The organism is Collinsella aerofaciens (assembly GCF_015553355.1).
GTDB lineage: Bacteria > Actinomycetota > Coriobacteriia > Coriobacteriales > Coriobacteriaceae > Collinsella > Collinsella aerofaciens_V.
On record NZ_JADNGN010000009.1, the window covers coordinates 1 to 24,711 of the forward strand.

General features: G+C 62.1%; 18 protein-coding genes and 1 pseudogene. 4 read left to right on the forward strand and 15 right to left on the reverse strand.

The window, feature by feature from the left end; all coding sequences use genetic code 11:
- Positions 1-238: 238 nt before the first annotated feature.
- The 14 genes and pseudogenes from I2D57_RS03690 to I2D57_RS03750 all read right to left on the reverse strand — a co-directional run bounded on the left by I2D57_RS03690 (position 239) and on the right by I2D57_RS03750 (position 17,562).
- Positions 239-1,693, reverse strand: coding sequence for a family 1 glycosylhydrolase (locus I2D57_RS03690; RefSeq protein ID WP_267472274.1), 1,455 nt, complete (start codon positions 1,691-1,693; stop codon positions 239-241).
- A gap of 1 nt (position 1,694) precedes the next feature.
- Positions 1,695-3,044, reverse strand: coding sequence for a PTS sugar transporter subunit IIC (locus tag I2D57_RS03695; RefSeq protein WP_195361524.1), 1,350 nt, complete (start codon positions 3,042-3,044; stop codon positions 1,695-1,697).
- A gap of 9 nt (positions 3,045-3,053) precedes the next feature.
- Positions 3,054-3,347, reverse strand: a complete 294-nt coding sequence (locus I2D57_RS03700; protein WP_117648560.1) for a PTS sugar transporter subunit IIB — start codon at positions 3,345-3,347, stop codon at positions 3,054-3,056.
- Between the two features lie 46 nt (positions 3,348-3,393).
- Positions 3,394-3,720 (reverse strand): PTS lactose/cellobiose transporter subunit IIA, encoded by a 327-nt coding sequence (locus I2D57_RS03705; protein ID WP_117757821.1) that lies wholly within the window; start codon positions 3,718-3,720, stop codon positions 3,394-3,396.
- A gap of 119 nt (positions 3,721-3,839) precedes the next feature.
- Complete coding sequence (locus I2D57_RS03710; protein WP_195361525.1) at positions 3,840-5,735, reverse strand: BglG family transcription antiterminator; 1,896 nt, start codon at positions 5,733-5,735, stop codon at positions 3,840-3,842.
- Between the two features lie 240 nt (positions 5,736-5,975).
- The gene (locus I2D57_RS03715; RefSeq protein WP_324249195.1) at positions 5,976-6,401 is read right to left on the reverse strand and encodes a transposase; all 426 of its coding nucleotides are present in this window, start codon (positions 6,399-6,401) and stop codon (positions 5,976-5,978) included.
- A gap of 119 nt (positions 6,402-6,520) precedes the next feature.
- Positions 6,521-6,670: pseudogene (locus I2D57_RS10040) on the reverse strand (hypothetical protein); the annotation flags it as partial.
- 418 nt (positions 6,671-7,088) lie between these two features.
- On the reverse strand, positions 7,089-8,051 hold the full coding sequence (gene arcC, locus I2D57_RS03720) for a carbamate kinase (RefSeq protein ID WP_006235166.1): 963 nt from the start codon (positions 8,049-8,051) through the stop codon (positions 7,089-7,091).
- A gap of 655 nt (positions 8,052-8,706) precedes the next feature.
- Complete coding sequence (gene nifJ / locus I2D57_RS03725; RefSeq protein WP_195361526.1) at positions 8,707-12,246, reverse strand: pyruvate:ferredoxin (flavodoxin) oxidoreductase; 3,540 nt, start codon at positions 12,244-12,246, stop codon at positions 8,707-8,709.
- 451 nt (positions 12,247-12,697) lie between these two features.
- Positions 12,698-13,636, reverse strand: a complete 939-nt coding sequence (locus I2D57_RS03730; RefSeq protein WP_117746467.1) for an FHA domain-containing protein — start codon at positions 13,634-13,636, stop codon at positions 12,698-12,700.
- Positions 13,637-13,639: 3 nt separating this feature from the next.
- Positions 13,640-15,484: a serine/threonine protein kinase gene (locus I2D57_RS03735; RefSeq protein ID WP_195361527.1), complete on the reverse strand. Its 1,845-nt coding sequence runs from the start codon at positions 15,482-15,484 to the stop codon at positions 13,640-13,642.
- Entirely contained in the window at positions 15,481-16,386 is a 906-nt protein-coding gene (locus I2D57_RS03740) for a hypothetical protein (protein ID WP_195361528.1), read from the reverse strand. Before I2D57_RS03740 ends, I2D57_RS03735 begins: the two co-directional genes overlap by 4 nt.
- A gap of 245 nt (positions 16,387-16,631) precedes the next feature.
- The gene (gene recR, locus I2D57_RS03745) at positions 16,632-17,228 is read right to left on the reverse strand and encodes a recombination mediator RecR (RefSeq protein ID WP_006235173.1); all 597 of its coding nucleotides are present in this window, start codon (positions 17,226-17,228) and stop codon (positions 16,632-16,634) included.
- A gap of 13 nt (positions 17,229-17,241) precedes the next feature.
- Positions 17,242-17,562: a YbaB/EbfC family nucleoid-associated protein gene (locus I2D57_RS03750; RefSeq protein WP_006235174.1), complete on the reverse strand. Its 321-nt coding sequence runs from the start codon at positions 17,560-17,562 to the stop codon at positions 17,242-17,244.
- Between the two features lie 339 nt (positions 17,563-17,901).
- Between I2D57_RS03750 and I2D57_RS03755 the strand changes: the two genes are divergently transcribed.
- Positions 17,902-18,375 (forward strand): hypothetical protein, encoded by a 474-nt coding sequence (locus I2D57_RS03755; RefSeq protein WP_195361529.1) that lies wholly within the window; start codon positions 17,902-17,904, stop codon positions 18,373-18,375.
- A gap of 21 nt (positions 18,376-18,396) precedes the next feature.
- Here I2D57_RS03755 and dnaX read toward each other — a convergent pair whose 3' ends face one another.
- Entirely contained in the window at positions 18,397-20,877 is a 2,481-nt protein-coding gene (dnaX, locus tag I2D57_RS03760; RefSeq protein WP_195361530.1) for a DNA polymerase III subunit gamma/tau, read from the reverse strand.
- Between the two features lie 115 nt (positions 20,878-20,992).
- Between dnaX and I2D57_RS03765 the strand changes: the two genes are divergently transcribed.
- The 3 genes from I2D57_RS03765 (at position 20,993) to I2D57_RS03775 (ending at position 24,708) form a co-directional block, all read left to right on the forward strand.
- Positions 20,993-21,700 (forward strand): hypothetical protein, encoded by a 708-nt coding sequence (locus I2D57_RS03765; RefSeq protein ID WP_195361531.1) that lies wholly within the window; start codon positions 20,993-20,995, stop codon positions 21,698-21,700.
- Between the two features lie 144 nt (positions 21,701-21,844).
- A complete protein-coding gene (locus tag I2D57_RS03770) occupies positions 21,845-23,698 on the forward strand; it encodes a serine/threonine-protein kinase (RefSeq protein WP_195361532.1) in 1,854 nt (617 codons plus the stop codon).
- The gene (locus I2D57_RS03775; protein ID WP_195361533.1) at positions 23,695-24,708 is read left to right on the forward strand and encodes an FhaA domain-containing protein; all 1,014 of its coding nucleotides are present in this window, start codon (positions 23,695-23,697) and stop codon (positions 24,706-24,708) included. The genes I2D57_RS03770 and I2D57_RS03775 overlap by 4 nt, the downstream gene beginning before the upstream one ends.
- The last annotated feature ends 3 nt before the right edge of the window (positions 24,709-24,711 follow it).

A 24,711-nucleotide genomic window follows, 5' to 3' on the forward strand; every position in this document is an offset into this window, starting at 1 on the left:
GCCTGACCCCATATCGTTGGGGCCAGGCCCGATTTTGCCTCTTGACAATGTCCTGCTCATATTAAAAGGAACGTCCCCAGGTGCCGGGTTTCCGCAGTCATTGGGGACAGACTTAAATGACTAGTCGTTTAAGAACGTCCAATGACTACCCACAGAATGAGGGTCTCATCGGGGACTAGGTAAATAACAAAAGCCCCCGCGGCCGAAGCGGACCGCGGGGGCAACAGACCTGCAAGAGTTAACTCAAGTCCTCGCCATTTGATGCAATGACCTTTTGGTACCAGCAGAAGCTGTCCTTTCGGTAGCGATCGAACGTGCCTTTGCCCATATCATCGGCATCAACATAAACAAGGCCATAGCGCTTCTTCATCTGCCCCGTCGAGGCCGACACCAAATCGATACAGCCCCACGGCGTGTATCCCATCAGGTCAACACCGTCCTCGACAATTGCATCGCGCAGCGCAAGAATATGCCTTCGCAGGTAATCAATATGATACGCATCGTGGACTTTGCCGTCTTCCAGCGCATCGAGTCCGCCCACACCGTTCTCGGCGATAAAGAGCGGAAGATGGTAACGATCGTGGTAGCCGGCAAGCGTCACGCGCAAACCCAGCGCATCGATCTGCCACTTCCAGGCAGTCTCTTTATCCTTGAGGTACGGATTGCGCAACGTCGGGAACACGTTGCCCTCCGCCTTCTCGGCGATCACCTGATCATCGGCGCACACCAAGCGCGAGCAATAGTACGAGAACGAGATGAAGTCGACCGTATGCTCTGCCAGATACTCCGTATCGCCCGGCTCAAAGGGCACGTGAACACCCTCTTTCTCGAGTGCACGCAGCTTCCAAGCAGGATAGGCGCCCGCAGCCATCACGTCTGTGTAGAAGTAGCGGCCGCGGTCCTCCTCATACGCAAGCCATACGTCCTCGGGCGCACAACGGTACGGATAGGTCGCACCGGCAGCGACCATGCAACCCACCTTGTTTGCGGGATCGATCTTGTGCAGAATCTCGACAGCGCGAGCGCTCGCCATAAACATATGGTGCGAGAACGCCGCGGTCACGGCTGCACGGTCACGCTCATCCTCGAGCGTGACACCCGCGTTGAGATAGGACAGCGCCACGCTGTTGATCTCGTTGAACGTAAGCCAATAACGCACGAGGCCCTGGTACGCGCGTCCGACGGTCTCGACGTAGTGCGCATACCGCTCGATCATCTCTCGGCTTTGCCAGCCACCATAGCGCTCGACCAGAGCCAACGGATAGTCGTAGTGCGACAGCGTCACAAGCGGCTCGATTCCATGCTCGCGCAGCGCCTCGAATACCTGACGGTAAAACTCCAAGCCCTCGCCGTTGGGCTCGGTCTCCATCCCTGTGGGAAAAATACGGCTCCAGCAAATTGAAAGACGCAGGCACTTAAAGCCCATCTCGGCAAAGAGCTCGACATCCTCGTGCCAATGATGGAAGAAGTCGTTGCCCCAGCGGCATGGATACAGCCTGTCCGGATCGTCCACGGGCTTTTGCCTGCCAAACATTACATCCCAGCGGTCGGAACCCTGTGGGATCAGGTCGGAGTGCGACATGCCGCGGCCGCCCTCGTTCCAGCCCCCTTCGGCCTGGTTGGCGGCGAGGGCACCACCCCACAAAAAGCCCTCGGGCATACCGGCGGCAGACGTTCTGTCAAAGTAACTCATGCTACTCAGCATCCTCGGCAGAAGCTGCCGCGGCGTTCTCCTGCTCCTGAGCCAGGAGCTGGTTATCGTACACCTTAAAGAACGGGTACCAGACCACAGCCATGACCACGATCAAAACGATCGTAAACACCCAGATGCGCGGGTCGAGGCACTGGACAAAGCCCTGAACGAAGATGGGGAACGTGCCGCTCACCAAGATGTAGAAGTTAGAGACAAGACCCAGTGAGACCGCACCCCAATACAGCAGGGCCGAGATCATGCCGCCTAGCACAAACGGAATCATGAGGATCGGGTTGAAGATGATGGGCGCGCCGAAGATCGCGGGCTCGGAGATACGGAAGAAGCTCGGCACGATCGATGCCCTGCCAAATGCCTTGAGCTGCTGCGACTTTGCCCTAAACGCGCAGAGCGCCACAAAAGAGAACGTATTACCCGTGCCGCCGATGAGGTTGATGGCCAACGACATGAGCGCCGGGTGGAACTCAAGCGGCTGCCCGGCAGCATAGAGCGAGGCGTTGGCGGCAAAGGCGGCAAGCGTGACCGGGGCGGTGATGGGCATTACGATCATGTTGCCGTGGACGCCAAAGCACCAAAACAGCAGCGTCATGAAGCAGATAAGCAGTGCGCCGGGCACAGAGTCAACTGCGACGGAAAGCGGGGCAGCGAGCAGCTTCTCGATAACCGAGGGGATGGACAGCGCGGGATCGATCATCTGGATCAGCAGGTTGCCGCCAAAGAAGATGAGGATGTTGGCGAGCATAGGTACGATGGCGCCAAAGGTTTCGGACAAAAACGGCGGCACGCCATCGGGCATCTTGATGGTGATGCCCTTGGTCTGGCAGAAGCGCGTGACCTCGACGGAGACCAAGGCAACGATGATGGCGGTAAACAGGCCCTGCGCACCCAGATAGGTGCAGGGGACCGCCTGGAGCACGGACTCGTCAGCAAGCTGGTAGTAGGACGACGGCGCCGCGGCGATCAGGAACATCACCAGCGAGGTCATGCCGGCGTTAAGCTTGGGCATCTTGTAGGTGCCCGCCAGGTTATAGGCGATTGCGAACGTCACGATCACCGACAGTATGCCCATCGTCATGTTGAAGGGAATGAGCAGCGTGAGCTTATTGGCCGTGGCAAAATCGAGCCAAGGGCCAAAGACGGACCAGAACCCGCCCTGCGCCACCAGGTCGGCCGTGACCGGCGGGTTGGCGAGGATCATAAAGACGGCAGATACCAAGATGAAGCTGATCGCGCTCATAAAGCCCTTTTGCATGGAGGCAAAGTGGCGCTCGGTGCCGCAGAAATTGGCGATAGGGGTCAGTTTTTCCTGAAGCAGGGTCATGAACTTCTCCATGGTTGCCTCCTAACCCAACAGCGACTGGGCGAGTGCCAGCACGTTGGCGGCGTTGCCCATGCCGTAGTCCTGTGCGGGGATGACCGCGGTCGGCTTACCGCTCCCCTGCTTGACGGTGTTGAGCTGGTAGGACACCTGCGGCCCCAAGAGCAGCACGTCATAATTGGCGCACGTCTCCTGATACTCGCCGATACCCACCGCATCGATATCGAGCTCGATGCCGTTTTGCTCCGCATATTTCTCGAGTTTCTTCATCAGAATGCTTGTAGACAGACCAGCTGCGCAAACAAGAAGGATCTTCATAAGGGATTCCCTTCGCATTGATTGGTTGGATAGTCACCGCACGCCGCTAGGCGTTCTTGGTTGCAGTGCGCTCATACAGGCAGATCAGCTCCTGCACGAGCTCCTGAGCAAGCATGGAGCACATGAGGTGGTCCTGAGCATGGACCAGCAACACATCCACCGACAGATGCTCGCCCGCTGCCTCAGTCGAAAGCAGCTGCGTTTGGATGTGGTGAGCCTTGATTCCCGCATCCTTTGACTGCTTCATGAGTTTGGCGGCGGCGTCAAAATCCCCCGCCTTTGCCTTTTCAAGGGCTTCGAAGGCAAGGCTGCGTGCCTCTCCCGCTGCAGCGACCAGCTGAAACGAAACCATCTCGGTTCCCTGATCGTCCATAACGGTCTCCTCTCCCGTGATGTTTGGTTTGTACTTGAATATTCGAAACGCCTATCTCCCGCCCGCAATCCTCGAGGTTTATTGCAGGTAGACTGACAGGGTCATCGACAAAAGAAGTCTTAAGCCGTATGCGCTTGCACAAGCGCCATCAGCTCATGCCAGGACCGGCGCTCGCGTAGGCGCTCGACCCCCTGGCGGTCCATAAAGATCTCGGCGAGCAGTGAGCTCAAGATCCGCGCCTCATCGCCGCCCGACCGGGCAAACGACACCATAAAGACGATATCGACCTCATGGCCGTATTCGTCCCAAAGAATGGGATGTTCGAGCAGGCCCACGGTAACAAAGGCCTCGGCGCTCAAGGGATGCATCCCATGGGGCATGGCTACCCCATTGCCAAACGAGGTGGCGCTCGCGCTCTCGCGCTCGGCGACCTCTTGGGCAAACTGGGCATCGACACGGCCGCTCTCGACGGCGCGCTCGGAGAGATATCGGAGAACGGCCTGCTTCGACGACGCCTCAACGCGGTTGAAGAACAGGACACGGCTAAAGAAAGAGCTCACGGAGTCCGATTGCGCAGTGTCGTCGCTCAGCACCTTGCGGATAGCGTTGACATCGCTCGTCTCCAAGAAGAAATCGGCCTCGCGGACGGGCACGGGCAACTTGACGTTGAGCGGCACCGTTGTGAACACGTAGTCGATATGCGAAAAATCGAACGTTCCCACGCGGGCGACATCGCATGTCTCAATCGAATCGATATACATGCCAAACTGCTTGCGGTACTGGTGCTCGAGCATACGGGCGCTTCCCGCTCCCGAGGCGCACACGATCAGGATGCGTTTGCGACGCGGCTGGTCGGCTTGCTGCTCGAGGGCCAGGGCAAATGCCATGGCGATGTAGCCGAGCTCTTCATCAGAGGGCTGGCTGCCAAAATGACGCTCGAGTACCTGCGAGGTGCCAGCTGCCATCGAATAGGCCAACGGAAACCTCGTCTTGATATCGGACAGCATGGGGTTATCCATATGCATGTGATATTCAAGGCGATAGCCCAGAGGGCCGATATGCCGAGCAAGGTTCATGCGAAGTTCAAGATCGCCGCTAAAGTCAAACCTAAACTCATCGTTGACCGCACGTACCATCTCGGAAGCAATCTCCCACATCTCGTCCGAGATAACGGCAGAGCCCTTCTCGGGCACGCCCGTGCCCCTGCCGAGCAAATGGATTGCGATAAAGGCAACCTCTTCTCGGGGCATGCTCACGCCCAGGGCATCCTTGATGTTTGCGGCAATCTGGAAAGCCGCGGCGTATTCGCGCGTTCCCTCCAGTTTTTGAACGTCCGATTCTGCAGCTGGGACATAGCAGCCCTGCTCGATGCGGCCAAGAGCAATGTAAAGATGCATGATGAGATTGCGGGATGCCAGCGAGCTCACCGTGACGGGCGAGGCCGTCAGAGCATCGTCCACACATGCGGCGATGGCCCGCAGGCGCTCGGCGAGCTTTGCATCGTCGGTGTCGGGCAACACGGGCCTCACCAGCGAGGCCAGGCACAGGCGCCGCTGCGACTCCCCGCCCGCAACGCGGATTCCGTAGCGTGGGCGCTTTTCGAGCGTTAAGTCAAATTGGGCGAGTTTCTGCTCTACCAGACGCATGTCATTGGACAGAGTTCGCGCCGAAACGTAGAGTAAATCCGCATACTCCTCAATCGTCACCCACTGGGACCGCATGAGGAGGTCGTTAAGAAGGAAGGACACACGGCCGTCGCGCGTATCAGGAATGCCCGGATGGGCCAGAGCCGCACCGTCTAGCAAGCGAGCAAGCTCATCTGCACGTGCAACATCGATACGATACTGCCCCTTGCTGCCAACGATGCGTGCAACCCCTGCAAGGTTGTCGTTTGCGCGATGGATATAGTTTCTCACGGCGCGCTCGCTTACCTCGAGACGCTTGGCAAGTACCGCGACAGCGACAGGCTGAGCGTCCTCGATCATATTTACAAGCTGCTTGACGCGAGCATCCATGTCCTCCTCCTTTCCCTGCGTCTAGTCTAACGCGGTAAAGAATGACACTCCACGTCGCGCTCGTTCCGCCAACTCGGAACAGGTTGCGGGGAGTCCAGCTGAGCTATGGAGAGCCTGGGGAGAGGGCCCGAAGGCAATGCGTCGGTGTGGGATGCGCCTTCCCAGCCATTGGGCAGTCATTGGGGACAGACTTAAATGAGTAGTCGTTGGGTGTTCCTATAGTTTTGTCAACCGTCGGGGCTACTCCCGGTAGGGCACCCGGTCGCGCATCACGGCGTATATCGCCCTGAGCCGCTTCCTCGCGACGGCCTTGAGCGCCCGCCCGTGCCCCATGCCCCGTGCCCTGCAGGCCCGGTAGTACTCGCCGTAGCGCCCCGAGGACCTCACCAGGCTGTTGCACGAGAAGATCAGCAGGGACTTGAGCCTCGCGTCGCCGCGCCTGGACGCCCCGACCGACCTCACCGACGTGCCGGAGCTCCTCACCCTCGGGGCTATGCCGCAGTACGAGGCCAGGTGGTCGTGGTCCGGGAACCTCCCGATGTCGACCGACACCGCGAGCTGCGCCGCGGTCCTCGGGCCGATGCCGGGCACGGTGAGCAGCTCCAGCCACCGCCGGTCCGACAGGTCGACCGCGGCCTCGAGGGCCGGGCAGGACTCGAGCAGCACCGCGCGCAGGCGGTTCTTGTCCTGCGGAACTGGTCGACGACGACGAGCGTGCCGGCGGGCGCGGAGGCGAACAGCGCGTCGAGCTCGGCCTCCCTGTTGCGGACGGGGGCGCTGGCCAGCACCTCCCCGTCGCGGTCGATCAGGCAGGCCCAGTGCGACGACTTGCCGACGTCCAGGCCGAGCACGGCCGCGGGCCTGGTCGATGGCGCTTTCACGGTGGTATCCTTCCGGTAGTCGTTCGACCGGATGGCCTCCCCCTCGGCACTCACATTACCAGCCGCGGCACCTGCCCGGCACTTTCCTATCAGCCGTCGGGGGCGGCGCGCCCCGCGCCGGCAGCACCCAACGGGCCCTCTCGGGGGCAGGGACGTTCGGCCGTGCGCGGGCGCCCGGTCGGCGGCCCGTTCTGGGCGCGCCTCAATCGTAGCCCGAGATGGTCCCGGGCTGACAATTTCGACTGTAATGGACGTTCTTGTTTGGCTAGTCGTTTAAGAACGTCCCCAATGACTATTAAGGACTGTCCCAAGCTGCCGGCAGGAAAGGACCGTCCCCAAGTGCCGGGTTTGTCTCCAATGACTAGGTGAATAGCAAAAGCCCCGCAGCCGGAGCGGACTGCGGGGCTCAGGAAGAGAGGCTAGTTTGTGGGCGCTTTGCCTGGCGCCCACGAGAGAGGCAACAGAGTAGAGACTACTCGTGGATGCGGGTACCGGAGAGGCCGGCCATGGTCTCGGCGGCCTTGTCCAGAGCGCCGATGATGCAGGTGCGGCCCTTGCGGGAACGGGCGAACTTGATGGCAGCGCGGACCTTGGGCTCCATGGAACCCTTGCCGAACTGGCCCTCGTCGGCCAGGCGCTCGGCCTCGTCGGCGGTGAGGTCCTCGAGCTCCTCCTGGTTGGGCTTGCCGAAGTTGATGGCGACATGCTCAACGGCGGTCAGCAGGAACAGAACGTCGGCGTCGCAGTCCTCGGCCAGCAGCTCGCCGCCCAGGTCCTTGTCGATGACGGCGGGAACGCCCTTGTAGCAGCCCTTGTTCTCGTAGTCGCGGACGACGGGGATGCCGCCGCCACCGCAGGCGATGACGATGAACTCGTTGTCGAGCAGGTTGAGGATGGAGTCAGCCTCGACGATCTTCTTGGGATCGGGGGAAGCGACGACGCGACGCCAGCCGCGGCCGGAATCCTCGACGAAGACCTTGGAGGGATCCTCGGCCATGAACTCCTTGGCCTGCTCCTCGGTGTAGAAGGGGCCGATCGGCTTGGTCGGGTTCTTGAACGCGGGATCGTCGGGGTCGCACTCGATCTGGGTGACGACGGTGGCGGCGTGCCAACGCTTATAGCGCTTGTGCATCTCGCGGCCGATGCCCTGCTGCAGGTGATAACCAATGTAGCCCTGGGACATGGCGCCGCACTCGGGCAGCGGCATCTCGGGGGTACCGATGGCATCGTGGGCAGCGGCGAAGGCGTTCTGGATCATGCCGACCTGCGGGCCGTTGCCGTGGGTGATGATGATCTCGTTGCCCTGCTCGATGAGACCGAGGAGAGCGTGGGCGGTGTTGCTCACGGCCTCGATCTGCTCGACGGGGTTGTTGCCGAGGGCGTTGCCGCCAAGGGCGACGACAATACGATCGGGCTTGCCAAGAGGCTTAGACATTGCTGGAATCCTTTCTGTAAAAGGCCTACAACCCATTAATAACCCGCGTCCGTGCGATACGCGAGCTTATTAAGGTTTATATTCTCTTTATCGCTCATTTTATTCATTTTGAAAATAGCGGAACGGTGAACGGTCGTTTTTATCCGCTCAGCGTACAGAACCCCAGCTCAAGCATATCTACGCCATTTACGTGCAACTTTATTTTAATAGAGCAGGGATTAGACCAGATTATGCAAACTATATCTTTGCTAAACACAAAACAGACAGCGCAATATCTTACTCGCACTATACGAGATTCTATGCACTTATAAGTCGAGTATGCACCCCTGCAAAAACAAGGGGCTTTTCATCCAGCATAAGGAATAAAGAAGGGCTCCGAAAAGGCGGCAACAGCCAAGTCCCCCATCCATCCCCAAAGTGGCGCGAGGTTTCGCGGCAAAACCACGAAACGGCGAAGGAGACGGAATACCCGACCAACCACATCCGTCATCCGCCCACACAATCCGAGGACGTAGCCGTAGCAGGATCTGAGGGCTAACCTTCGCGGACACTCCGCAGGACGAAAGAACCCCCGCCGCACGTAATGCGCAGCAGGGGTTCTTTCATGTCCGAGGACGTCCGCGAAGGTTAGCCCTCAGGTCCTGCGGTGGGAGACTTAGGCCTCGTTGTACACCGTCTTGAGCTTCAGCAGGTGCTGATAGCGGTCCATAGCGGCCTGCTCGTTCTCCTTGAAGAGCTCCTCGGCGCGCTCGGGGAAGGAACGCGTCAGCGAAGCGTAACGGGCCTCGTTCATCAGGAACTCCTGATAACCGCCCGCGGGCTCCTTGGAATCGAGCGAGAACTTCTTGCCGGCAGCAGCCTCGGGGTTGAAGCGGAAGAGGTTCCAGTAACCGCACTCGACAGCCTTCTTCATCTCGGCCTGGCAGTTCTGCATGCCACCCTTCTTGATGGAGTGCATCTCGCAGGGGCTGTAGCCGATGATGAGGGACGGACCGTCGTAGGCCTCGGCCTCGTGGATGGCCTTGAGGGTCTGAGCCGGGTTGGCGCCCATGGCGACCTGCGCCACGTAGACGTAGCCGTAGCTCATGGCAATCTCGGCCAGGGACTTCTTCTTGGTCACCTTACCGGCAGCGGCGAACTGAGCAACCTGGCCCAGGTTCGAGGCCTTGGAGGCCTGACCACCGGTGTTGGAGTAAACCTCGGTGTCGAAGACGAAGACGTTGACGTTGTGGCCGGAAGCCAGGACGTGGTCCAGGCCACCGAAGCCAATGTCGTAGGCCCAACCGTCGCCACCGAAGATCCAGAAGGACTTCTTGGTGAGGTAAGCCTTGTCGGCGAGGATCGCCTTGGAGGCGTCGCAGCCGCACTTCTCGAGCTCGGCAACGTAGGCGGCGGCAGCGGTCTTAGAGGCCTCGGCGTCGTTGACGGAGTCGATCCAAGCCTGACCGGCGGCCTTGAGCTCGTCGGACGGACCGTCAGCGGCGATGATCTCCTGCGTAGCAGCGATCAGCTTCTTCTGAACGGCCTCGTAGCCAACGGCCATGCCCAGACCGTGCTCGGCATTGTCCTCGAACAGGGAGTTGTTCCACGCCGGGCCGTGACCGTCCTTGTCCTTGCAGTAAGGAGCGGTGGCAGCGGGGTTGCCCCAAATGGAGGAGCAGCCGGTGGCGTTGGAAATGAACATGCGGTCGCCGGCGACCTGGGTCACCAGACGTGCATAGGCGGTCTCGGCGCAGCCGGCGCAGGAGCCGGAGAACTCCAGGTAGGGCTGCTTAAACTGGCTGCCCTTGACGTTGGCCGCGATGAGCTCCTTCTTCTCGGAGACGTTCTCGACCATGTAGTCCCAAACGGGCTGCTGGTCCATCTCCTGCTCGGTGGGAACCATCTCGAGGGCGCCCTTGGGGCAAACCTTGACGCAGTTGGTGCAACCCATGCAGTCGAGCGGGGACACAGCCATGGTGAACTTCATGCCCTTGGCCTTGGGGCCCATGGCGTCGAGCGTGCGGGTAGCCTCGGGCGCGGCGGCAGCCTCGTCCTCGGTCATCGCGAACGGACGGATGGTGGCATGCGGACACACATAGGCGCACTGGTTGCACTGGATGCACTTGGTCTCGTCCCAGTGGGGAACGACCACGGCGACGCCGCGCTTCTCGTATGCGGAGGCGCCCAGCTCAAACTGGCCGTCGGCGCAATCGACGAAGGCGGAAACAGGCAGGCTGTCGCCGTCCATGCGATCGATGGGCTCGAGCAGGTTCTTGACCTGCTGGGCGATAGCGGACTTGGTCTCCTCGGAGAGCTCGACGGGAGCGGCATCCTCGGCGGTAGCCCAGTCGGCCGGAACCTCGAACTTACGGAAGGCGGTAGCGCCGGCATCGATGGCCTTGTGGTTGGCGTCGACGATAGCCTGGCCCTTCTTCATGTAGGACTTGGTAGCCGCGTCCTTCATGTACTGCAGGGCGTCCTCGGCGGGCAGGACCTTGGCCAGCGCGAAGAAGGCGGACTGGAGCACCGTGTTGGTGCGCTTGCCCATGCCGACCTTAGCGGCCAGGTCGATAGCGTCGATCAGGTAGACGTTGACGTTGTTGTTCGCGATGTAGCGCTTGGCCACGGCGGGCATGTGCTCGGCGAACTCCTCGTCGCTCCACTGGCAGTTGACCAGGAAGGTGCCGCCCGGCTTGACGTCGCGGACCATCTTGAAGCCCTTAACGATGTAGCTGGGGTTATGGCAGGCGACAAAGTCGGCCTTGGTCACGTAGTACGGCGAGCGAATCGGGGAATCACCAAAGCGCAGGTGCGAGACGGTGACGCCGCCGGTCTTCTTGGAGTCGTACTGGAAGTAGGCCTGGACGTACTTGTCGGTGTGGTCGCCGATGATCTTGATCGAGTTCTTGTTGGCGCCGACGGTACCGTCGCCACCCAGACCCCAGAACTTGCACTCGATGGTGCCGGGGGCTGCGGTGTTGGGCGCATCCTCGGCCTCGGGCAGGCTCAGGTTGGTCACGTCGTCGACAATGCCGATGGTGAACTCGCGCTTGGGCTCGTCCTTCTTGAGCTCCTCGAAGACAGCGAACGCGGACGCGGGAGGCGTGTCCTTGCTGCCCAGACCGTAACGGCCGCCGACGACCTTGATACCCGTCTTGCCGGCCTCGTAGAGAGCGGAGACGACGTCCTGGTAGAGCGGCTCGCCGATGGAACCCGGCTCCTTGGTACGGTCCATGACGGCGATCTTCTGGACGGTCTCGGGGAGAACGTCGACGAAGTGCTTGATGGAGAACGGACGGAACAGACGAACCTTGACCAGGCCGACCTTCTCGCCGTGGGCGTTGAGGTAGTCGATGACTTCCTCGAGCACGTCGCAGAAGGAGCCCATGCACACGACGACGCGGTCGGCATCGGGAGCGCCGTAGTAGTTGAACAGGCCGTAATCGGTGCCGAGCTTCTCGTTGATCTTCTTCATGTAGCCCTCGACGACGGCGGGAAGCTCGTCGTAGACCTTGTTGCAGGCCTCACGGTTCTGGAAGAAGATGTCGCCGTTCTCGTGGCTGCCGCGGGTGTGCGGGTGCTCAGGGTTGAGCGCGTGGTCGCGGAAAGCCTGGACGGCGTCCATGTCGCACATCTCGGCCAGATCCTTGTAGTCCCACATGGCGACCTTCTGGATCTCGTGGCTGGTGCGGAAGCCGTCGAAGAAGTTAAGGAACGGGGTCTTACCCTCGATGGCGGCAAGGTGAGCCACCGGCGAGAGGTCCATGACCTCCTGGACGTTGCCCTCGGCGAGCATGGCGAAACCGGTCTGGCGGCAGGCCATGACGTCGGAGTGATCGCCAAAGATGTTCAGGGCGTGGGAAGCGACGCAACGCGCGGAGACGTGGAAGACGCCCGGGAGCTGCTCGCCCGCGATCTTGTACATGTTCGGGATCATCAGGAGCAGACCCTGAGAAGCCGTGTAGGTGGTGGTCAGAGCACCGGCGCCCAGCGAACCGTGAACGGTACCGGCTGCACCTGCCTCGGACTCCATCTCGACGACCTTGACCGGGGTGCCGAAGATATTCTTGCGACCCTGGGCCGCCCACTGGTCGACATGGTCGGCCATCGGGCTGGACGGCGTAATGGGATAGATTCCCGCTACCTCGGTGTACGCATACGAAACATATGCGGCCGCCTCGTTGCCGTCCATAGACTTAAACTTACGCGCCATATACCCCTCTCCTCTCATATAGGTATACAGGCCCCGGCGATCGCCGGGATGTTGGCGTGATGGGATTTTCGCTGTTGCTTCCAATCATCTGGCAGGCAGGCTCAGCAGCAGGTACATGGCGTGGAGAGAAGGCATGCCGAGGCGAGGAGGGCTGCACGCGCTCCACAAGCCCAGCTACCCGTCTTGCACATGACCGAGCGCCGCAAAGGCCGCATGCCGGATGCTCCCGGGCACGCCCCGGCGATGGGAAGCGCCCGCAACGGAAATCCGCATGCGGGTTTATTGTACCCCGCCGTCAAGTGTAATTTCGGCAAATATAGGCGGGCGGTAAAGGTTTACCTTGGGTGACTGCCAAGGGCCAAAATGGCCCCTCCATCCCTGGGCGACCGGCTCTGGTGCGCCAAGGAGTGTCCCCAAGTGCCGGCAGAAAAGGAACGTCCCTATCTGCCGGCTAGAGGGCACCGAAGAGAATGGCGTAGGTAGTGGATTCGCCGAGCTTGAGCTCGTCGCCGGGATTGAGTTGGGCGGAACGGCCGGGTTCGACCTGAATGCAGACGCGCGTGGCCCCGTTTACCACCACGGTTCCGTTGGTGGACGACAAGTCCTCGACGTGCCAGATATTTTGAGCATCGCACCAGATATGGGCATGGCGGGCCGAGACATCGTCGCCGACGTCGGTAATATCGCCCTCGCCAGTGGCCAGCGCGCCAATCTCAACACCCTGCTCACTCGGCTGAATCCAGCGCGGGGCGCTCACGACAAAACTGTTTTGTACGCGCAGCAAGCCCAAGGGGTGCGCCGGGGCGGGTTCGCGTTCGCCCGCGGTCATCGACATGCCAAGCGAACGCGGCGTGGATGTGCCTCCGCCACAGGTCGCGTGCGCGTAGTCGATGGCATAGTTCACCGAGGACCGCACATCCGCCGAACAACCGACGGCGACAAACAGCACCAGCACGGCCTCGGCGCGCTCGGCGGGCATGAGTTCCGCCGCCTGGGACAGGCGATCGAGCGCGTTGCGATAGAGATTCGTGTCCTGGTGGCACTCTTCGAGCGCGCGTACCATCGGTTCACCTGCAGGACCGCACACCATATTGATCACAGCCGTGGAGTCCATGGGATTGCGCTGGCGCAGGGCCAGTTGCGACATAATACGCGCAGCCGAGGTACCGTATTCGGCAAAGTAGCGATGCTGAAGCGTGCCGACCGGCGCGCGAACGATAAAGCGGGAAACCCAAGAGCGATCGGCGGCTCGGCTCTGCGGGCTGCGGCCGTCGGCGAGCGGACGGGACGAAAGCACCAAGCCGCACAGCTCGATATGGCTCAGATGCGCCGCGCGCTTAAAGATGTCAAACATGGCCCCGCATGGGGTGAGCTCAACTTGAGATGCCATGACCTAGGCCTCCTTAGTCGTAGAAATAGAATCGGACGATACTTCGACAGGTCCGCCAAAAGTACGGGCAGCTGCGGCTCCACCGGCAAGCGGAGTCGCCATCTGGGCTTTTGTGCGTCGCGGTGCCGAAACGGGAAGTTCAAAGGCAAAGCCCATCGCAAGCAAAAACCACGTAAGCGTATAGGTTGCAACCAGAGCGGCAACAAGGCCGCCCATCACGGCGCGTTGGGAAAATACGCTACATGCAGCCACAACCAGCACCGGAACCTCGCAGGCAGAAAGCGCAAGCACACCCTGCAGGAAGCCCGAGCGCCGATCGCGCGCAAGCGCCCCCGCGGCAACGCCGGCTATGCCTGGCAGCGCCAACGCCAGTGCGGCAATAATACCCGGTAGCGACCCAGACCACACGAGCGATCCCAAAGTCGCCGTCACGCGAGCGCCCGACGCCAGCAGCGCGGCCGAAACCACGATCACAGCCCAAACCACGCCACAGACGACCGTCGCGCCGACCATCAGCGCGCGACGAACCGCGCGGCCAGACGCATCCATGGGGCACGGCGTGAGCGGCTCGCCGCGGAGCGAACGGCCGACATTTTGCGCATAGTGGTCACAAAACGCTGAGAGCGCCGCCTCGACCGCCGCCGGCTCGGGACGATCTTTTTGATGCCTGGACAGACAGGCCATCACCACGTCGAACAGCTGGGCATCGACAAACGCCAGCGCATCGCGTAGCTCTTCGGAATCCGGCTCAAGCCCTAGCTGCTGGGCCTGCTCGGCCGCGGCGAGCGCCACATCGGGCTCACGACGAAGCAGCTGAGTCAAATCACAACCGGGCGCATGGGCACCAATGGGATAGTCGGGCCGCGTGTCCATCTTGAGACGGTAGGGGCTCGCGATGTCGCGCGTCTTTTTGCGCGAACCCGAGGTGCCCGAAGTGCTCGGCGCGGCTTCGTATGGCGCGACGCCGGCAATGAGCTCGTAAACCGTGCTTGCCGCGGCATAGACGTCGATCGCCGGCGACATACGCAAAGCGCGCAGATCGGGAATATCGTCGGTGAGCATCTCGGGCGGGGCATAGGCAACCGTCGCGCGACGCAGCGTGGCATAGCGCTCGGTAAAGGATGCCTTGCCGCCGGTACCGGCCACGGCCGACGCAGGCTCAAGCGCCAGCGACGAGCCAAAGTCGATCAGGCACAGGTCAAAGGTGCCCTCGGCAAGCTGCCGGTCAAGCGGTAGACGCGCCGTGCGCACCATAATATTAGCGGGCGAGATATCGCGATGGACAAAGCCCTCACCCACCAGGCTCATACGGCAGAGCAGATCGAACAGGTCGCGACCCAGACGCGCCGCCACAAGCGGCGACAGGCGTCCGGCATCGTCCACGGCGAGTCGCGAACGCAAGCGGGCAAGCGTCTCGCCCTCGACCCATTCCATGACAATTGCAGGCACACCGTCGACCTCGCCCCAGCCATAGAGGCGGGGAAAGCCCTTAAGGCCCGAAAGGGCGCGATGGCATTCGTATTCCTCGCGAAACGCCGCCTTGAACTTGGCGACCAGCGCCTCGTGAGCGGCATCGTCGTCAAACTCATCGCGCGTCGGCAAGATGAGCTGCTTGAGTGCCACGGCCTCGCCTTGGGCGTTGACGGCACGCGTCACGCGGCCGATACCGCCACGGCGCATGGTGGCATCGTCGGCAAACAGCATCGTAAAACGACGCAGATAGGCAGGCAGTTCGTCCTGACCGAGCGCAATGGCCGGCTCAAACCCGTCGACATGCGCCAGGCGCAGGCCGACCATGGGATCGCGACCGAGCGATTGTGGTGTGGTGGATGCAAGATCGGTCATCATAGGGCAAGCGCCGCCACGTTATTGTTGAAGTTACCGAGCGCGACGTCATCATCGCCGTAATGGCCGACCCATTGACATAGGTTGGTGTAACAGCCCCACAGATTGGCATACTGCTGATACCACTTTGACCGGGGCGAGAATGTCTGACGACCGAACTCAGCTCGAATAACAAACATCTCCCCGACCAGGCTGTCGCACGGTCTGGGATCTCCCGTAGAGTTATAGGTCGAGACCACGTCATTGGCACGAGAAACATAACCGTCGAGCATGTTGTACTTGGTCACAAGCCAACTGTGAATGCTCTCTTCTTCAGCAGCGGAAAGGCCACCGGAGTTTGCATCGTTGTCAGTGTTACCGCCCGTCGAGCCGCCGTTTCCAGACCCTCCGGTAGAGGAACCCGGCCCAGAGCCGCCGCCCGAACTCGATGAATCCGAGCCGGAGCCAGAAGTATCCGAGCTACCGGGCTTTCCGGACTGCTGGGCGTCCTGCTCCTTTTGCTGCTCGACCTTATTCACCGTTGCCGCCACGCTATTGTTGGACAACCGATCGATGATCTTGGTGTTGGTGAGCACGATGGTTTTGCCATTGGCAAGCGTGACTTCGTTGTCCGGGGCCTCGGCGCCGTCCGCATCGTCGGTGCCAAAAACAATATGCGCGACCACACTTGCCCAAGCATATCCAGTCGTGGTGCCCAGATCACTTTTGACCTCATGCCCAACGCGCGGCTCGCGTGCGGCATGCGCCTGCATCATGGACGGCACGGTCATGCCATAGGCAGAAACGCCAGCTATGACCAGCACCAGCGAGCACGACAGCAGTGCGTGCGCCCGCGGTGCCAAGCCCAGTCGGCGTCGCATGCGCACCGCGGCGCCGCGCTTTATCTGAGTGCCACCGGGCCGCATGCGTTCTCCTCCAACAAAAACACGCCGCTCGGGAGCGGCGCATTCATTCGAATCCATATTTGAGTGTATCAGCGAACCCAAAAGGTTGCGCAACGAATGGGCAAATTAAGGATGCGAGCGGAAGCATCCATGCGATAAGCGGATACGAAGCATCTTTGTTGCACAACAAACTCACAGTCGCACGGGGAAATTATGACTACCCCGTGCGTCGCGAGGAAAACATACGGCAGGAGCAGGCTCGCCACCTAAATCGCGCGACGGGCCTCGATGGCGCGCCCAAGCGTAAGCTCGTCGGCATACTCCAGGTCGCCGCCCACGGGAAGGCCGCTTGCCAGACGCGATACCTCGACGCCCAGCGGCTTGATAGTGCGGGCCAGGTAGCTCGCCGTGGTCTCGCCCTCAATATTGGGGTTGGTGGCGATGATGACCTCGTGGATGTCCTCGTGGCCCAAGCGTGCCAGCAGCTCGCGGATGTGCAACTGCTCGGGACCAATCTTGTCCATGGGGCTGATCACACCGCCCAATACGTGGTAGAGGCCGTGGTAGCTGCCCGTGCGCTCGATCGCCTGGACGTCGCGCGGCTCGCCCACAACGCAAATGCGAGTGGTGTCGCGCATCGGGTCCTGGCAGATGGAGCACTCATCGGCCGTGGCGTAGTTAAAGCAACGACTGCAAAAGTGGACCTCCTGCTTGACCTCCAGGATGGCCTCGGCCAGGCGGCGGGCCTCCTCGGCATCGGCCTCGAGCAGGTAATAGGCGATACGCTGGGCCGACTTGGGACCAATGCCCGGCAGACGGCCCAGCTCATCGAGCAGTTTTTGCAGACTGTGATTCGCACTCATGTATATGCGTGTCTTAGAACGGCATGCCCGGGATGTTGAGGCCGCCGGTGATGGCGCCCATCTGCTTGTTGGCGAGCTCGTTGACGCCGCGGACGGCCTCGTTGACGGCAGCCATGATCATGTCCTGCAGCATGTCGACGTCCTCGGGATCGAGCGCATCGGGGTCAATAGTGAGGTTGACGAGCTCCATCTCGCCGTTAACGGTCACCTTGACCATGCCGCCGCCGGCAGAGGCGTCGACGGTCTGGGACTTGAGGTTCTCCTGCGCGGCGGCAAGCTGCTCCTGCATCTTGCGAGCCTGCTTCATCATCTGCTGCATGTTCATACCGGCCATGATGGCTCCTTTACGTGCGGCCGCACGCCGAGCTGCAAGGGCAGCCGGAGCACGGCGGGACTTTCAAACTCAAAAATCGTACCACGGCGCGGGGCAAGCAAGCGGGGCGGACACACTACCTCAGTCGATATACATGTCCTGGAGCGTGATGCGCCCCCAAGATTATGCAAAGTTGAATAATTCGCATCTGCATAATATTGAAAGCTAAATCTCGTAGAGCCGGAATCCGACATTTAATGCGTACCACTAAATGGCTAAATGCCGAGCCACTACTCGAGGCGGCACGCATGACGGCGGGGTATAATTTGATTGCCATAGACAGCAATTTGGAGGTGCCCCATGAACGCCCCCGACGCGCTTCAAAACATCCGCTCAAAACACCCCGTTGCATATTTGGTTCTCTATCTCTTTGTCGGCTGGGCATTGCTGGTTGTCATCACCCATGCTATAGCCTTTGGAGCAGAACTGCTGATAGCCAGCTCGGATCAGCCCATCGTCAAATGGGAGACGACCGATAAGTGCACCGACGGAACCCGAACCGTTTACTACAACAGCCCGTCCCTCTACCAAGAGTTCAAGGTCGAGATTAATAACTCCAAGATTGTCGATGCCGAGCTAGGCGACTATTCGACAATCGGAGCAACCGTCGACGCCGAGCAAGTCGAGCACACAGACAGCCATGCGACGTATCGTATCGACCTCAACATCCTAGGCCGGCCGTCGCGCACCTGTTTGCTCGAATGCGACATACGTGGCACCACGCTATACATGTCCGAAATACAGATGCGCCCGGACAAGGGGCCCTCTTCTTGAACGGTATACCCGCCCACGCAGCTACTCCACCGGCTTGAAGATGGTGGCCTGACCGAAGACGCTGCGGATGAGGTCTTTGGCCTCGTCCTCGGTCTGCGGGATGCTCGGGGCTGCACCCTGATGGCCGAAGGGGCTGCCCGCACCGGGGTTGGACTCCCAAGGAGCTGCAGGAGCGTCCTCCTCTTTGGGGGCAGTTGCAGCGGACTTGGGCGCGGACGCCGCACCCGGCACGTCGAACGGAGGCAGATCGTCCCCGCTCGCATCGCCGGCAAAGCCGCCGACCATAGCGTCGTCGTAGGGCACCTGCTCGGATTCCCACGGCGCGGGCTGCGCGACAGGCTGAGCCTTGGGAGCGGACGCGCGCTCGGGCGCTCGGGGTGCGGGCTCGGTCGGGAGCTTACCCGTGACAGGAGCGCCGGCGGGGTTGTCGGAGCGTAGCCAGGGGGCTTTGCCCAGGTCAGACGACTTGGGCGCGGGTGAGACGGGCTTGGGCGCGGGTGTCGGAGCAGCCGGTTTGGGCGCTGCGGGCTTAGGCGCCGACGGGGTCGATGCCGCTACCGGCGCCGCTTGCTGCTGCGGCGCGCTGGCGCTCGAGGATACAGGGGCCGCCGAGGACACGGGTTGCGGGTCCGCAGATGCCGCAGCCCGTGCAGATGGAGAATGCTCCTCATGTTGAGGAGCCGGCGTGCCACCCCCATCCAGGACATAGTCGACGGTACGACGACCGAAGACCGCGCAGACCGTCGGCAGGACCACCGACTGCGTATCGGCGCGACCGAGCATCTTAATGGCAAAAGTCGAACCCGCGGGGAACGAGACCGTGAGCTTGGAGCCGTCGTCGGCCGTGGCGCGGGCGTTGAGCAAAAGCCCTGCGTAGGAAGCCTGACGCGCCTTGACACGCTCGACGACCTCGGCCCATTTGCGCTGCAGCTCTCCGGCATCCTCGACCGCGGGCGTCTCGGCAGCACCGGCGGCGGCAACCTGGGCGGCATTGTTGGACTGGGGCTTAGGTGCCGGAGCGGTGGCAGGCGCGGGGGCAGCAACGGGCTGAGGCGTCGACGTCGGCGCAGGCTGAGGTGCAGGCGCTGCAGACTTGGAAGCTGACACGGACGCAGAACGGGGAGCAGGCTGGGCAGCCGGAACAGCAGCGCCGCGGTCCCAAGGCATGCCACCCTGATGCGCGGACGTAGCAGCGGGGGCAGCGGATGCCGCCGGAGCGGCAGCACGGGCGCCCGAAATGAGCGTCGGCTGTTGGGCAGCAGCGGGTACGGATGCTGCAGGCGCGGCGGCCTGAGCAGCGGCCACGCTCGCCGGCACGGCGCCGTTGGCAACCATGGCCTCCAGACGTGCCACGCGCTCGGCCAATGCCTCAATCGTTAAATCAGCCTCGGGACGTGCCAGACGCGTGCAGGCAATCTCAAGCACCAGGCGCACGTCGCTCGCGCCCCTCATCTCCAGCGCGGCATCGTCGAGCACTGTCAGCACACGGGCCAGGCGGTCGGCAGGATGCTCGCCAAAGGCAGCGGCCTCGGCAGCAAGCGCCTCGGCCTGCTCGGAGCCGCCCTCAAACAGCTCGGCACGGGCACCGGCAACGCAGGCAACGTACACGTCACGCACATGCGCCACCAGGTCGCGCGTCAGCTCCAGCAGGTCGTTTCCTTCCTCGACCTGCGCACGGATCAGTCCATATAGCTCGGCAACATCGCGATCGGCAATGGCGCGGGCAAACTCGCCCAGGATCTGGTCCGAAACCTCGCCCAAAAGCGAGCGGGCATCGTCCGCATGCACGGCGCCGTTGCCAAAAACGCTCAGCTGCTCCAGCGTGGACAACGCGTCGCGCATGCCGCCCTTGGCATGGCGTGCCACGATAGCCAGCGCCTCGTCGTCGTAATCGAAGCCCTCCTGCTCGCACACGTATGCCAGGCGATGCTCAATATCCTCGTTGCCGATACGATGGAAATCGAAGCGCTGGCAGCGCGAGAGGATGGTCTCCAGAATCTTTTGCGGGTCGGTGGTGCACAGCACAAAGATCACGTGTGCCGGCGGCTCCTCAAGCGTCTTGAGCAGCGCGTTGAACGCCGCCGTCGTGAGCATGTGGACCTCGTCGATGATATAAATCTTGTACTTGCCGCGCACCGGGGCAAAGTTGACGGAGTTGATGATCTCCTCGCGCACGTTGTCCACGCCAGTACGGCTTGCGGCATCGAGCTCGTAGACATCCGGGTGGTTGCCCTCGGCGATGAGCTCGCACTCCTCGCAAGTACCGTCGGGCATGCAGCCGCTTGCACCCTCGGCGCGCGCCGCCTCGGCATTGCGGCACAGCAGCGCCTTGGCCAGAATGCGCGCCATGGTGGTCTTGCCCGTGCCGCGCGGTCCGCAGAATAGGTACGCGTGGGACAGGCGCCCCTCGGTGATGGCGTGCTCGAGCGTCGAGACGATATGCTGCTGGCCCACCACGGAGTCGAAGGTGAGCGGGCGATACTTTCGGTACAACGATTCCATGGGTGCTCCCCCGGGTATACTGAGTCTTGTTGCCGCGGCGGCCATGCGGTCGCACGGCATACTGCATTCCATAATACCCGTACGGCGAGCCCGCCGCGATAGGAGTCCAAAGAGCATGGCAGACGCAGAGAGCAACCTCGTCCCCTCCGAAGCAGCCGACCAGGTCGAGGTCGCGCTCGAGGAGCAGGCCGCAGCCGACGACGGTATCCTGTACCTCAACGAGTACCAGTACGAAAACGACCTGGTCACCGACTTCGCCCGCCTGGTCGCCTCGCCTAGGCGTCGCGGCTCGCTGTATGTCGCCGCGGCAATTGCCGCGCTCATCGGCATCGGCATGTTGGTGGCCGGCGGCAACTGGATCAAGTTTGGCGTCGTGCTGATCGTATTCGGCGCCTTTTTGGCCTGGTGGAGCAAGAACCTGCACCACACCCTCGCCCGCGACTTTATCGACGCCGTCGAGGCCGACGAGTCCATGGGTGGCCGCTATCGCCGCGTCGCCGCCAACGAGGACGGCCTGATGGTTTGGGGCAAGAGCGGCAAGTCACAGTTCTTCCCGTTTGAAAAGCTCGACCACGTGCTCGACGGCGAGCGCATCTTTGTGGCCATGTTCGCCGACCAGGGCGTGACGATCCCTAAGGACACCTTTGTCCGCGGCGATGCCGAGCAGTTCGGTCCCTTCCTTAAGGCGCGCATCAACAAAAAACTCCGCATCGAGACCAAGAAGAAGAAAATGAAGGCCGAGAAGGCCGCCGCCGAGGCCAAGCAGGGCGACAAGCCCCAGGTGACCAAGCGCAAGCAGAAGAAGAACAAGAAGAAGCGCTAAGGCCAAGCCAGACAGGCAGCCTCGCATCCCGCTATCCTCCCCATGCACCCGAGCGTGCTACACTAGCAGCATCTATGCCACCGCGAACGGCTCGGCCCCGCGCCCGCCGCTCGCAAACGAACTTTAAACGCACGAGGGTTGGCCATGCCGCTTTTCTCGCAACATACCGCCCGGTTCTCGCCGGACGTTCCTTTGGAGGGCACCAGCTCTCGCGAGCTGCTCAAGCGGTACCAGCCGCTCGAGACACTTGCGACCGGCGGTTTTGGCTCCATCGAGATCTGCCGCGACACGCACCTGCGCCGCCGCGTCGCCATTAAGCGCATCCCCCTTATTAACGGTGTCGGCATGCCCGCCAGCGACATCATGGATGTCCTGCGCGAGGCGCACACTGCCGCCATGCTTCAACATCCCAACATCGTGCAGGTCATCGACTTTACGCACGACACAGCCTATGCCTACCTGGTTATGGAATATGTCGATGGCATGTCGCTGGCCGAGTTTTTGCACCGCGTGGACGGTCACTCACTTACCTTTGACGAGGCCGCGGCCATTGCCGATGCCCTAGGCCAGGCGCTCACCTTCGCCCATAGTAATGGCGTACTCCACCTGGACATTAAGCCCGCCAACGTGCTCATCGACCACTCGGGCAATGTAAAGCTCACCGACTTTGGCATGGCGCGACTGTCGTCCGCCGGTGGCTTTGGCGGCTCGCGCGGCGGCACCATCGGCTACATGCCGCCCGAGCAGCTCGATATCGAGACCGGCACGGTCGATGAGCGCGCCGATGTCTTTGCCCTCGCCTGTGTAATCTATGAGGGCCTGTGCGGCAGCGCCCCCTTTATGGCGGCCACGCCCGCCGACTCGCTCGACCGCATCATCGGCGGCGCCACCTATCCCAGCGAGCTGATACCACACTTTCCCCCGGGAGCCGAGGCCGCGCTCATGAGCGCGCTCTCCCCCATGCCGCAGGACCGCCCCAGCAGCATCGAGGCATTTTGCGACCAGCTCCTTGCCGGTCTGGGCAGCGTGCGCGAGGGCCGTCGCAGCCTAGAGCAAATGGTTGGCGAACTTTCGGATGACGAGCAGGAGCTCGACGATATCGAGCCGTCGCACTACGAGGACGACGCCATCGAGGTCGACCCCGCACTTGGCTGGGCGGGCACGCGCTGGAGCCATGCGCGCGACTACACCATGCGCACTATCTCGGCGCTAACGTGCGGCACCTTTAGCTTTTTGCTGATGCAAACGGCCGGGGTCGCGGCGCTTCCCGGCCTGGTCATTGCGGCCATCGCGATCGGAGCGGCGGCTGGCCTGGCCCCCCAGATTGGCTCGGCCATCTCGGCTGTGGGCTTTTTGGTGCTCATGGCCAACGCCACCATGCAGGCACAGGGCATCCTGTCGATGCTGCCCGTCGCGGTGATCTTTGCCGCCGCCATGTCCGGTTGGTGGATCGCCTGGGGTCGCACCGAGACTGCCGCGAGCGCCACGCTCACCTGTGCACTCGCGCTTGGCTGTCTGACCGGCAATACCTTTCTGGCAGCTGGGGTCGCCGCCGGCGTCGCGTCATTTTGGCTCGGCCCGGCAAGCGCCGCCGCGGCAACGGGCATGGGCGCGCTTTTTGCCCGTCTGGCCACGGTCGCGCTTTCAGCCGGAGGCGTGCTGGGGCTCGGTAACGTTGCCGCAGCGCTGGGAGACCCGCTCCTTTGGGCTGCCTTTGTGCTGGTAGCGGCAACTGCCGCGGCGTCATCTGCGCTGCTCAATGCCCATGCCAAGCGTGCCGATCAGGGCTCAAACCTTGCCGCAATCGCCGCCATCGCTGTCACCGGCATCGGCTGCGCAGCGGCGTCCTGTCTTGCACACCATATGGAAATTGCCAGCCTTGCAGCCGCGGTCGTCGCCAAGGCGGCGGTTGCGGGAACCCTATCCTCTATAATCGTTGGGATATGCCTATATTTGCTCGGATACCAAAGAACTTATACGGAGAGTGATCTTTCGTGAACTTCCTGAACATCTTCGAGGACCACGTGGCCGGCATCTTCGGTGCCACCCGTGCCCCGTTCTCCTTTAAGAAGCTTGCCAAGCAGGCCGCTCGCGACATGGAGGATCAGACTCTGGTGATCAACGGCGTCAACACGGCGCCGGCACTCTATACCATCCTGATCGCCGCCGACGACGATCCCATGCTCGCCCCGTTCTACCCCGAGCTTTCGCGCGAGGTCCGCGAGTTTGTGAAGGCGCAGGCCGAAAAGCGCCGCTATGTCTTTGTCGGCGAGCCCCTCGTGCGCTTTATGATCGATCCGCAGCTGCGCGCCGGCAAGTTCTCGGTCTTTGCCGAGAACGTCGATGCCCCCACGCTCGGCCGCCTGTACGAAGAAGAGCGCGCCTATCAGAACGGCCTGGGCCAGAACAACTCCGCGGCAAGCCGTGCCGCCAGCGCCCCGCGCGCCGGCCAGCAGCAGTTTGCTGCCCCGCAGCAGCAGCGCCCCGCCGCCATGCCCCAGCAACAGCCGACGCCTCGCACCGCCGCTCCCGACCCGCTTGCCGTGGCAGGCCCCTTCGCGCCTAGCGTCCCCGACCCCGCCGCCGCACCCATCCCGGTGCCTCAGACCGTCTCGCGCGACGCGCTTGCCGGCATGGGCGGAGCCGCCGCGACCGGTGCCGCCGTGGGCCTAGGCGCCGCAGCCGGCATCGCCTCCAACATGGCGAGCACTCGCGCCCCGCAGCGCCCGCTCGCCCAGCTCGTCGACGTCGTGAGCGGCGAGAGCCATAGCATCACCTCCGCACAGGTGACCATCGGTCGCGAGCGCTCAGTTTCCGACATTGCCCTGCGCGACCCCAACGTGTCGCGCCGCCACGCCCAGCTCACCTTTACGGGCTCGGATTGGTCGATCGAGGACCTCAATTCCACCAACGGCACGCTCGTCAACAACCGCCGCATTACGCGCTGCCCGCTGCGCAACGGCGATCTGCTGACGTTTGGCCTGAGCACCTTTGAATTTAGGGGATAGTCG